An 11,745-nucleotide genomic window follows, 5' to 3' on the forward strand; every position below is an offset into this window, starting at 1 on the left:
CGGGCGCTGCACCTCGTCGGGAGGAGATCTCCCCTCCGGGAGGAGAAAAAGCGCAGATCCATCCTCCCGGAGGGATGTCGTCGCCACCCAGGCGGTGGCTCAGAGGAACTGACGCCAGTTCGCCCGCGCGAGGTCGAGCAGCTCGTCGCCCTTGCCTGACATCACCGTGCGGATGGCGTAGAGCGCGAACCCCTTGACCTGCGCGGCCTCGATCGCCGGGGGCATCGACAGCTCCTGCCGCTCGGTCACGACGTCGAGCAGCGCGGGGCCGTCGTGGGCGAGCACGTCGCGCACGGCATCCGGCAGGTCCTCGCTGTTCTCGACCCGTCGGGCGAAGATCCCCATGGCCTCGGCGATGGCCGCGAAGCTCGGGTTGTCGAGGGCGGTGCCGTAGTTGACGAAGCCCGCGGCCTTCATCTCGAGCTCGACGAAGTTCAGCGACGAGTTGTTCACGACGACCGTCTTCACGGGCAGCCTGTTCTGCGTGAGCGTGAGCAGCTCGCCCAGCATCATCGCGAGCCCGCCGTCGCCGGCGAGCGCGATCACCTGGCGCTCGGGGTGCGAGACCTGGGCTCCGATGCCGTGCAGCAGCGCGTTCGCCATCGACCCGTGGGTGAACGAGCCGATCAGACGCCGATTCTCGGTCATCGACAGATAGCGCGCGGCCCAGACCGTGGGCGAGCCGACGTCGGCGGTGAAGATCGCGTCGTCGGCGGCCTGCTCATCGAGCAGCCGGGCGAGGTACTGCGGATGGATGGGTCGACCGGCCTTCGTCGGCGTCGCGAGGTCGTCGAGCTTGGCCCTCGTCTTGCGATAGTGGGCGATCGAGTCGTCGAGGTGGTCGCGATCGCTCTTCTCCGCGAGTCGCGGCAGCAGGGCCGAGACGGTCGCGCCGACGTCGCCGACGAGACCGAGATCGAGCGGATGCCGCCTGCCGAGCTGCGAGCCACGGATGTCGACCTGGATCGTCGTCGCGTGCTCGGGGTAGAACTGCTCATAGGGGAAGTCACTGCCCAGCACCAGCAGCGTGTCGGCCGCCTCCATGGCCCGATAGCCCGACGCGAAGCCGAGCAGACCGGTCATGCCGACATCGAACGGGTTGTCGTACTCGATGAACTCCTTGCCTCGGAGGGCGTGCACGATCGGCGCGCCCAGCCTGTCGGCGAGCGCGATGACCTCGTCGTGGGCCCCCTCGACGCCTGCGCCGGCGAGGATCGTGGTCTTCTTCGAAGCGTTGAGCAGGGTCGCCGCGCGTGCCAGCTCGTCTCCGCTCGGCACGATCACCGGCCGCGAGCGCTCGATGACCACGGCTCGGTCGTCGGCGATCTCCGACAGGGCGACGTCGCCGGGGATCACGAGAACCGCGACCCCGCGCTGCTCGATCGCGGCGCGCATCGCGATCTCGAGAAGGCGCGGCATCTGCTTGGGGTCGGCGACGTACTCGACGTAGACGCTGCACTCGCGGAACAGCTCCTGCGGGTGGGTCTCCTGGAAGTACCCGGTGCCGATCTCGGTGGTGGGGATGTGCGCGGCGATGGCCAGCACCGGCACCCGCGAGCGGTTCGCATCGTAGAGTCCGTTGATCAGATGCAGGTTGCCGGGACCGCACGAGCCGGCGACCACTGCGAGGTCACCCGTGAGTGCGGCATCGGCCGCGGCGGCGAAGGCCGCGGACTCCTCGTGTCGCACATGCACCCAACGGATATCGCCGTCCTTTCGGAGGGCATCCGTGAATCCGTTGAGGGAGTCACCGGGAAGGCCGTAGACACGGTCGATCCCGTTGGCGCGGAGGGTCTTGACGATGTTCGCTGCGACGGTTGCCATGCTTCCAACCTACGCCCGGGTGCCTGTGCGGGCTCCGGCCCGGAGACGACGGAGGGGCGGATGCGTGTCGCATCCGCCCCTCCTCTCGCATGCAGGCCCTCAGCCGATGCGGATCAGCTTCTTGTTGACGAACTCGTCGGCGGCGAGGTGGCCCAGCTCGCGCGAGGTGCCGCTGCGCTTGATGCCGCCGAACGGCAGCTCCGGGCTGTCAGCCAGCACGAGGTTGACGTAGACCATGCCCGCCTCGATGTTGTCGGCGACCCGCTCGGCCTGTTCGGCGTCGGTCGTGAACACGTAGGACCCGAGCCCGAAGGTCGTGTCGTTCGCGAGGGCGACGGCGGCGTCCTCGTCGGCGACGCGGTAGACGACCGCCGCGGGACCGAAGAGCTCCTCACGGTAGACGTCCATCTCGGGCGTCACATCGGCGAGCACGGTCGGCGCGAAGAACGCCCCGTCGCGGGTGCCGCCGGTCAGCAGCGTCGCACCCTGCTCGACGGCCTGGTCGATCTGCTTCTGCAGGTTCTCCGCCGCGGTCTCCGACGAGACCGGGCCGAGCACAGTGTCGTCGAGCATCGGGTCGGTCGCCTGCACCGCTGCCATCGCCGCGGTGAACTTCTCGACGAACGAGTCGTAGAGATCGTCGACGATGATGAACCGCTTCGCGCCGTTGCACGCCTGGCCGTTGTTGTCGAGACGCGCGTCGACGCCCGCCTGCACGGTCGCGTCGAGGTCATCGGTCGAGAGCACGATGAACGGGTCGGATCCGCCGAGCTCCAGCGCGACCTTCTTGAGGTTGCGTCCGGCGATCTCGGCGACGGCTGCGCCGGCACGCTCCGAGCCCGTGAGCGAGACTCCCTGCACGCGCGGGTCGGCGATCATGTCGGCGATCTGCTCGTTCGTCGCGAGGACGTTCTGGTACGCCCCCTTCGGGAATCCGGCGTCGTGGTAGATCGCCTCGATCGCCGTCGACGACTCCGGGCACTGCGGAGCGGGCTTCAACAGGATCGTGTTGCCGACGATCAGGTTCGGTGCCGCGAAGCGCACGATCTGGTAGGCCGGGAAGTTCCACGGCATGATGCCGACGAGCGGCCCGAGCGACGACCGGCGCACGATCGCCGACCCCTCTCCGAGGATGGCGATCGGCTGGTCGGCCATGATCGCCTCGGCCTGGTCGGCGTAGTACTCGGCGATGTCGGCGGCGAAGTCGACCTCGCCCAGCGCGGCCTCGCGCGGCTTGCCCATCTCGCGCACGAAGACGTCGGCGAGCTCCTCGCGACGCTCACGGTGCAGCTCGGCCGCGCGGCGGAGCAGCGCTGCGCGCTCGGCCACGGTCGACGAGCGCGACCACTCGCGGTGCGCCTCGTCGGCGGCGGCGACCGCCTCCTCGATCTGCTCATCCGTGAACGTGTCGAAGGACGCCAGCGTCTCTCCGGTGGCGGGGTTGATGACGGCGTAATCGGTCATGTTCTCTCCTCCTCTGGCCGGTCGGTCAGGAGACCGGGATCAGCGTGTACTTGGTGGACAGGTACTCGTGGATGCCTTCGAGCCCGCCCTCGCGACCGACGCCGGACTGCTTGACGCCGCCGAAGGGGGCCGCGGCGTTCGACACCACGCCCACGTTGAGACCCATCATGCCGGTCTCGAGCCGGTCGATCATCCGCTGGCCGCGCTGCAGGTTCTCGGTGAAGACATACGAGACCAGTCCGTACTCGGTGTCGTTCGCGAGACGCACGGCCTCGTCCTCGGTGTCGAAGGTCGCGATCGCGAGCACCGGGCCGAAGATCTCCTCGCGGAGGATCGCCGAGCCCGCGACCACGTCGGTGAGCACGGTGGGCTCGTAGAACGTGCCGGTGCCCTCGACCGCCTTGCCACCCGCGAGCAGCGTCGCGCCGCGCTCGACCGCATCGTCGACGAGCTCTCCGGCCTTCGCGACCGCGTCCTCGTCGATCAGCGGGCCGATCGCCACGCCCTCCTCGGTGCCGCGCCCGATCTTCATCGCGTTGACGCGCTCGGTGACCTTGCGGCCGAACTCCTCGGCGACGTCCTTGTGGACGATGAAGCGGTTGGCTGCGGTGCAGGCCTGACCGATGTTGCGGAACTTCGCGGCCAGCGCGCCGTCGACCGCCTTGTCGAGGTCGGCATCGTCGAAGACGACGAACGGCGCGTTGCCGCCGAGCTCCATCGACACGCGCAACACGCCCTCGGCGGCCTGGGCGATGAGCTTGCGGCCGACCTCGGTCGAGCCCGTGAACGACAGCTTGCGCAGGCGGGGGTCGGCGATGATGGGGGCCGACAGTGCCGACGACTTCGAGGTCTGCACGACATTCACGACACCCTTCGGCAGGCCGGCCTTCTCGAGCAGCGACGTGAAGAAGATGGTCGTGAGGGGCGTGAGTGCCGGGGGCTTGATCACGACGGTGCACCCGGCGGCCAGCGCGGGGGCGATCTTGCGCGTGGCCATCGCGAACGGGAAGTTCCACGGCGTCACGAAGAACGACGGACCGACGGGGCGCTGCGAGACGACCATGTGGCCGGTGCCCTCGGGGTTGATGCCATAGCGGCCGCTGATGCGCACCGCCTCCTCACTGAACCAGCGGAGGAACTCGCCACCGTACCCGACCTCGCCGCGTGCCTCGGCGAGCGGCTTGCCCATCTCGAGGGTCATCAGCAGCGCGAGGTCCTCCTTGTGCTCCTGCACGAGGTCGAACGCGCGGCGCAGGATGTCGCTGCGGGTGCGCGGCGCGGTCGCAGCCCACGCGTCCTGCGCGGCGACGGCCGCATCCAGCGCACGGATGCCGTCGCCCGGGGTCGCGTCGGCGATCGTGCGGATGACCGCACCCGTCGCGGGGTCCTTGACGTCGAAGGTGCCCCCGGTCTCGCCGTCGATCCACTCTCCCCCGATGAAGAGGCCGGTGGGGATGCTGTCGAGCAGCGCCTGCTCAGTCTGAGTGCTCATGGATTCTCTTTCTGTGGGAGGTGGGATGCGGGTGTCGCGGGCTTCGTCAGCGTCTGCGGGTGCTCGCGGGAGCATCCATGCTGAGCGTCTCGCCGCGGAAGAACGCCGGCCGCTTGATGAACTGCCAGATCATGATCACGAGACCGACGCCGATGATGCCGACGCCGAGCACGAACACGAGACCGAGGCCGCCGATGCTCGAACCGCTGCCGTAGGCCGGATCCATCGAGTCGATGAGCGTCGTCACGAACAGCACGGCGAGGATCGCCCCGCCGACGAGCGGGAACAGGAAGGTGAAGAAGAAGCTCCTGGTCGAGTCGAACCACTGCTTGCGGAAGTACCAGACGCACGCGAAAGCGGTGAGGCCGTAGTAGAAGCAGATCATCATGCCCAGCGACAGGATGGTGTCGGTGAGGACGTTCTCACTGACGAGGCGCATCACGGCGTAGAACACGGATGCGACCACGGCCGAGACGATCGTGGAGTATCCCGGGGTGAAGAACCGCGGGCTGACTCGGGCGAACTTCTTCGGCAGGGCGCCGTAGTGCCCCATCGCGAGCAGCGTGCGTGCCGGACCGACCGCGGTGGACTGCAGCGACGCCGCCGAGCTCGAGAGCACGGCGAGGGAGACGAGGAACGCGAGCGGCCCCAGGATCGGGTCGGACAGCGCGAAGAACACATTGGCCGAGATGTCCTCGTTGGCGAGGCCGTACTCTCCCGTTCCGATGCCGGCGAACATGATCAGGCCGATCGCGAGCAGCAGGTACAGCGCCACGACGACCACGACCGTTGCCATAGCGGCGCGCCCCGGCGTCTTGGCCGGGTCCTTCGTCTCCTCGTTCATGGTGAGCACGACGTCCCAGCCCCAGAAGATGAAGATCGACAGCGAGAGACCGGCGGCGAAGGCGCTGAACGACGGCACCTCGAACGGGTTGAACCACGACCACGAGAACGCGGTGGGCTCGGGTGCGTCGCCCGAGACGGCCTTGACGATCGCGACCGTGGCGAACAGCACGAGGACGAGCACCTGGAAGCCGACGAGGATGTACTGGAACTTCTGCGTCGTCTGCATGTCGCGATACGACACGAGCGTCGCGCCGAGCATGAAGAGCAGGCAGACGACCACGTTGATGATCGGGTTGAACGCCAGGTCGGCGATCTCGGGGTTGCCGCTGAGCTGGGCGATGAGCAGGAAGAGGAACTCGACGGCGATGCCGGCGAGGTTCGACAGCACGATGACCGTGGCGGCGATCAGACCCCAGCCCGTCATCCAGCCGATCCACGGCCCGAATGCCCGCACTCCCCATGTGAAGGAGGTGCCGGAATCCGGCATCATGCGGTTGAGCTCGCGGTAGCCGAACGCGGTCAGGAGCATCGGGATGAAGCCGACGAGCATGATCGCGGGCACCTGGGTTCCGACGACGGCGACCGTCGGACCGAGCGACGCGGTGAGGGTGTAGGCGGGCGCGATCGTCGAGACGCCGATGACGACGGCTCCGAGCACTCCGACTGCTCCCGCGCTCAGCCCCTTCTGCGAGATGCCGGTCGTCACACCGGATGCGGGCTCCGTCGCCCGGTTCGTGCTGCTCATCAGCGGACTCCTGCTTCGGCGCGCGTGCGCGGGACGACGATCATGGGAACGGGCAGTTCGTGCAGCATCTTCGCTGCGGTCGAGCCCAGGAACAGGCGGCGCGGCTGCGCCAGACGGCTCGAGCCGACCAGCACGACCTCGCCGGGGAGCCACGAGAGGTTCGCGACGGCATCCTCGACGGTGTCGCCCGGGGCCTGTTCGACCTCGGCCTGCAGCTCGTCGGGGAGCAGGCTTTTGGCCACCTCGAGCACGTCGTTCGCGTGCGCGTCTCCGACCACCCGGATCGCGCCGGTGTCGAGACCGGGCGGCACGTCGAACGGCACGAGCGAGACCAGGCGCAGCCCGACGCGCGACTCGGTCGCGATCGCGGCGGCCTCGTCGAGGAGGTTGTCGGCGCCGGCGCGGTTGCCGACCGCGGCCGTCACCCGGGGAAGCACGTGGTCGTCCTGCTCGGCCGTGCCGGCGGGGGCCAGCGCGACGGGGATCGTCGACGAGTGCAGCAGCTCCGAGGCGACGCTTCCGAGGCGGTGGCGGCCGAAGATGCTGCCGCCGGCGGTGCCGATGACGATCAACCTCGCGTCGAACTCCTCGCCCGCGGCGATCAGCCCCTCGGCGAAGGACTCCGCGAACCGCACATGGCCGATGCGCGTGAGCTCCTGCGGCAGGCGGACGACGGCATCCTCGAGCCATTCCTTCGCCTGGCGACGGATGTGGTCCTCATAGGCGCGTTCGGGGGGAACCGCTGCGCTGCGGGTGCCCTCCGAGGGCAGCACGATCACCAGGTGCAGCACGGCGCCGAGGCTGCGGGCGAGCCGGGCGCCGAGCGCCGCGGCATCCGCTCCCGCATCCGTCGCCGTGTAGCCGACGACGACCGCCCCGGTCATCAGCCGACCTCGGCGGTGTCGCCGGCGGCGCGGGCGGCGTCGACGATGTTCGAGGCCGCGAGGTGCCCCATGCGGATCGCGCCGTCGACGTGCTGATAGCCGGCGCCCGCCATGTCGCTGCACGCGAAGTGGATGGGTCCGACCGCAGAGCGGAGGTCGGCACCGTAGCGGTGCAGTCCGCCCATGTCGAAGCTCGCCGCGTACGCGCCGCGGGTCCACTCCTCGGTGCCCCAGTCGCTCTCGTAGTAGACGATCGGGTTCTTCGCCTCTTCGCCGTAGTAGTGCGAGAGGGACTCGAGGATGCGCTCCTTGCGCTCCTCGGCCGACAGCTCGAACAGGTCATCGGCGTTCTGGTCGCTGACGAAGCCCACCAGGGTGCCGCGCTCATCGCCGTGGTTGGTGTTGTCATACGCCTCGTGCGACAGCTCGTAGGGGCTGAACGCGGTGCCGCTCAGGCCCTGCTCACGCCAGAACGGACGGTCGTAGACGGCGTGCACCTTGATCACGAAACCCATGGAGATGTGCTGGTGCATCTGGTGCTGACGACGCGGCAGCGGAGGCGCGAAGGCGATGCGGCTGTAGAGCACCGGAGCATGCGCGAGGATCGCGAAGCGCGCGCGCACGGTGGTGTCGTCGGTCGTGGCGGTCACGCCCTCGGCGCCCCATTCGAGCGACCGAACCGGCTGGTTCAGCAGCACGTCGTCGCCCAGTCTCTCGGCGAGCAGCAGCGGCACCTGCTGGAGACCGCCCACGACGCGCTTGTCGAGGATGAAGTCGGCGTCGACGAGGTTCGAGTACGACCCGGCGGATGCCGCCATGAGCAGCGACTGCAGCAGAGAGAACGAGTGCGTGGGCTTGGTGAGCATCGCGGAACCGGTCGCGAAGGCGAGGTTGCGCACGGCTTCGTCATCGTCGGTCTGCACGCGCAGCCAGGCGTCCCACGTGATCGAGTCCCACTCCTTCGCGAGAGGGTGCTCCCACGGGCGGTCGGGATCGATCTCGGCGACCATGGCGTCGAGGCGCTCGGTGATCTCGGCGATGACGGCCTCGGTCGCCTCCGACACCGGGAACATCTCACCCGTGAAGCGGTGCGTCCGGCCGTCGGGGCCGACGTAGACGCTGTCGCCCTCGCGGTAGCGGCTGTAGGTCTCGAGCCCCAGCTCCTCGATCGTGTCCTTCAGAGCATCCTGATCGGGCGAGACCCACTGGCCACCGATCTCGAGCATGGCGCCGTCGATGACGTCGGTCCACAGCCGTCCGCCCACGCGGTCACGTGCTTCGAGTACGGCGACCGACAGGCCGGCCTTGCGCAGGTCGTTCGCCGCCGTGAGCCCTGCGGCTCCGGCCCCGACGATCAGCACGTCGCGAGTGATCTCAGCCATCTGGTTCTCCTTCATTGGAAAGCGTTGTGCCGGCCGCGACTCGAAATCCCCCGATCCTCGTCGCGGCCGGACGTGTGGTGGCGATCGCGGACGGACCGCGAGCGCTGATCCGTCAGCCCGCGGCGGCGGCGAGCGCGGCCGCGACGACGTCGAGGCCCTCGTTCAGGAGGTCGTCGCCGATCGAGAGCGGAGGGAGGAAGCGGATGACGTTGCCGTAGGTGCCGCACGTCAGCACGATGACGCCCTGCGCGACGCAGGCCTTCGCGACGGCCGCCGTGAGAGCGGCGTCGGGCGCGTCGGTCTCGGGGTCGACGAACTCTGCCGCGATCATCGCGCCGTGGCCGCGGATGTCGCCGATGCGGGCATCCTTCTCCTGCATGGTGCCGAGACGCGTCGTGAGGATCTCGCCGATCTCACGGGCGCGCTCGATCACGCCGTCGTTCTCGAACACGTCGATCGCGGCGAGCGCCGCGGCGCAGGCGATCGGGTTTCCGCCGTAGGTTCCGCCGAGGCCGCCCGAGTGCGAGGCGTCCATGATCTCCGAGCGACCGGTGACGGCGGCGAGCGGCAGACCGCCCGCGATGCCCTTGGCGGTCGTGATGAGGTCGGGCTCGATGCCGAAGATCTCACTGGCGAACATGTGGCCGGTGCGGGCGAATCCGGTCTGCACCTCGTCGGCGATGAAGACTACGCCGTTCTCGCGGCACCATGCGGCGATGGCCGGAAGGAAGCCCTCGGCGGGAACGATGAAGCCGCCCTCACCCTGGATGGGCTCGATGATGACGGCGGCCAGGTTGTCGGCACCGATCTGCTTCTCGAGCTGCAGGATGACGCGGGATGCCGCCTCGGGTCCGGCGAGTCCGTCGCGGAAGGGGTACGACATCGGCGCGCGGTACACCTCGGGGGCGAACGGGCCGAAGCCGCTCTTGTAGGGCATCGACTTGGCCGTCAGCGCCATGGTGAGGTTGGTGCGGCCGTGGTAGCCGTGGTCGAAGGCGACGACGGCCTGGCGACCGGTGTGCTTGCGGGCGATCTTGATCGCATTCTCGACCGCCTCGGCGCCCGAGTTGAACAGGGCGCTCTTCTTGGCGAAGTCTCCCGGGGTGAGGCGGTTGAGCGCTTCGGCCACGTCGATGTACGACTCGTAGGGCGAGATCATGAAGCAGGTGTGGGTGAACTGCGCGGCCTGCGCGGCGACGGCTGCCGCGACCTTCGGGTGCGCGTTGCCGACGGTCGTGACCGCGATGCCCGAGCCGAGGTCGATCAGCGAGTTGCCGTCGGCATCCACGACCACTCCTCCGCCGGCGGCGACGGCGGCGACGGGAACCGTGTGCCCCACGCCGGCGGCGACGGCATCGGCCTTGCGTGCGAGGATCTCGGCCGAGCGGGGGCCGGGAAGGTCGGTCACGAGACGACGCTCCTGGGGGAGGTCGGGTCCGCCGAGGGGGACTGCAACAGCTGCGGTGTCGAGGAGAGCCATGTCCGTGAGCGTACGACCGCATCAGCCGGCGATGCATTCGCCCAGCTGTACAATCTGAGAGAGATCATCGCCCGAACGTACAAACGCTGATCGGGATGCGGAGGTGAAGCGGGGCATGGACGACACCGAACGGCCCACGCTGCGCGCCCTGTTCCGGCGCCGCGATCTCGGGCTCGTCTTGATCTCGGATGCGGAGGGGCTTCCGGACGGCGCCCTCGATCGCCCGCTGCGATGGGTGCACAGCTCCGACCTCGCCGACCCCACGCCGTTCCTCGCGGAGGACCTCGCTCTGCTGACGACGGGCACCCAGCTCGACGCCGGCACCGACATCGACGTCTACGTGGGACGGCTCGCGGATCGCGGGGTGCTCGGACTCGGATTCGGCACGGACGTGCACCGCGCAGCGATCCCCGACGAACTGATCGTCGAGTGCGCCCGTCGCGGCATCCCCCTGTTCGAAGTGCCCTATCGCACGCCCTTCATCGCTGTCGCCCGTGCCCACTCCGAGGCCATCGCAGCTCAGGCCTACGCCCGCCGGTCGTGGGCGCTCGACACTCAGCGCGCGCTCGCGCTCGCGGCACTGCGCCCCCGCGGACTCGATGCGACCGTCGCCGAGCTCGGCCGCCGCCTCGACGTCTGGGCGGGGATGTACGACGCCTCCGGCGCCCTGCAGCTGTCGCACCCCCGATCCGCCGTGACCACGGAACGACTGACCGAGCTCGGCGAGCGCGTCACCGAGATCCTCACCCGCGGACTCGAGGCCGGGCAGTCGCTCACGATCGACGACCAGACCTTCACGCTCTTCACGGTCGGACGCGGCGGACACCTGCGCGGAGTGATCGCGCTGGCCGTCGATGCGCTCGACGCCGAAGCCCGCGCGGTCGTGACCTCGGTGATCGCGATGGCCGGACTCGCGCTCGAGCAGAGCGACCAGCTCGCCCGCAGCAAACGCCGGCTGAACGCGCAGCTGCTCAGCTCGCTGCTCGACGACGACCCCTCTCTCGCCCGGAAGGTGCTCGGGTCGATGCCGTCAGCCCCTGTCCTGGTGGCGATCGCTGCCGATGCGCCGACCGGCCCGTTCGCCGACTGGTGGGATCGACGCCGGGCCGAGCACGGCACCGCCAGCTTCCTCGCCGAGTCGTCGGACGGCACCGTGCTGTGCCTGTCGATCGACGACGACGCGCTCCTCGACGAGGTCGCCGCGCGGTTCGGCATCCGGATCGGGGCGTCGAGCTCCGAATCCTATGACGCGTTCTCCCGCGCGCACGCGCAGGCTCTCGCCGCCCTGCGCCAGCAGTCCGGCGCGGGGGTCTTCCACTTCGCGGATGCCGCCGGATCCAGCATCCTCAGTGCGCTGGCCACCGATGAGGCGCGCCTGGTCGCAGAGTCACGGCTCGCGCCCCTCCGCGACCACGACGCCCGGTCGGGCGCCGACCTCGAACGTTCGCTGCGCACCTGGCTCGAGCATGATGCGAAGGCGGATCCCGCGGCAGCGGCGCTCGGCGTGCATCGCCACACGCTGCGGTCCCGCATCTCGCAGGCCGGGGCGCTCCTGGGCAGCGACCTGTCGTCGTTCCCCGCGCGCGCGGAGCTGTGGACGCTGCTGCAGACCGCACGGGACTAGGGGC

Annotated in this window: 8 protein-coding genes; 1 reads left to right on the top strand and 7 read right to left on the bottom strand. The window is 69.3% G+C overall.

The genetic code is table 11. The features are described from left to right. Window positions 1-99 precede the first annotated feature (99 nt). From poxB to gabT, 7 genes are all read right to left on the bottom strand, one after another. Entirely contained in the window at window positions 100-1,824 is a 1,725-nt protein-coding gene (gene poxB / locus AB0N61_RS02010; RefSeq protein WP_363361349.1) for a ubiquinone-dependent pyruvate dehydrogenase, read from the bottom strand. A 99-nt stretch (window positions 1,825-1,923) separates the two neighbouring features. Next, complete coding sequence (locus tag AB0N61_RS02015) at window positions 1,924-3,288, bottom strand: NAD-dependent succinate-semialdehyde dehydrogenase (protein ID WP_363361351.1); 1,365 nt, start codon at window positions 3,286-3,288, stop codon at window positions 1,924-1,926. Between the two features lie 25 nt (window positions 3,289-3,313). Then, window positions 3,314-4,780 carry an NAD-dependent succinate-semialdehyde dehydrogenase gene (locus AB0N61_RS02020; RefSeq protein ID WP_167948020.1) on the bottom strand — a complete coding sequence of 489 codons (1,467 nt, stop codon included), beginning with the start codon at window positions 4,778-4,780 and terminating at the stop codon, window positions 3,314-3,316. A gap of 46 nt (window positions 4,781-4,826) precedes the next feature. After that, window positions 4,827-6,371, bottom strand: a complete 1,545-nt coding sequence (locus tag AB0N61_RS02025; protein WP_363361354.1) for an APC family permease — start codon at window positions 6,369-6,371, stop codon at window positions 4,827-4,829. Next, window positions 6,371-7,255: a universal stress protein gene (locus AB0N61_RS02030; protein ID WP_363361356.1), complete on the bottom strand. Its 885-nt coding sequence runs from the start codon at window positions 7,253-7,255 to the stop codon at window positions 6,371-6,373. Before AB0N61_RS02030 ends, AB0N61_RS02025 begins: the two co-directional genes overlap by 1 nt. After that, the gene (locus AB0N61_RS02035) at window positions 7,255-8,637 is read right to left on the bottom strand and encodes an NAD(P)/FAD-dependent oxidoreductase (RefSeq protein WP_363361357.1); all 1,383 of its coding nucleotides are present in this window, start codon (window positions 8,635-8,637) and stop codon (window positions 7,255-7,257) included. Before AB0N61_RS02035 ends, AB0N61_RS02030 begins: the two co-directional genes overlap by 1 nt. A 112-nt stretch (window positions 8,638-8,749) precedes the next feature. Beyond that, entirely contained in the window at window positions 8,750-10,117 is a 1,368-nt protein-coding gene (gene gabT / locus AB0N61_RS02040) for a 4-aminobutyrate--2-oxoglutarate transaminase (RefSeq protein WP_363361359.1), read from the bottom strand. A gap of 115 nt (window positions 10,118-10,232) precedes the next feature. Here gabT and AB0N61_RS02045 point away from each other — a divergent pair, with 115 nt between their 5' ends. After that, window positions 10,233-11,741 (top strand): PucR family transcriptional regulator ligand-binding domain-containing protein, encoded by a 1,509-nt coding sequence (locus AB0N61_RS02045; RefSeq protein WP_363361360.1) that lies wholly within the window; start codon window positions 10,233-10,235, stop codon window positions 11,739-11,741. Window positions 11,742-11,745 lie beyond the last annotated feature (4 nt).

This window comes from Microbacterium sp. NPDC089320, from assembly GCF_040684875.1.
In the GTDB taxonomy this organism is placed as follows: Bacteria; Actinomycetota; Actinomycetes; order Actinomycetales; family Microbacteriaceae; genus Microbacterium.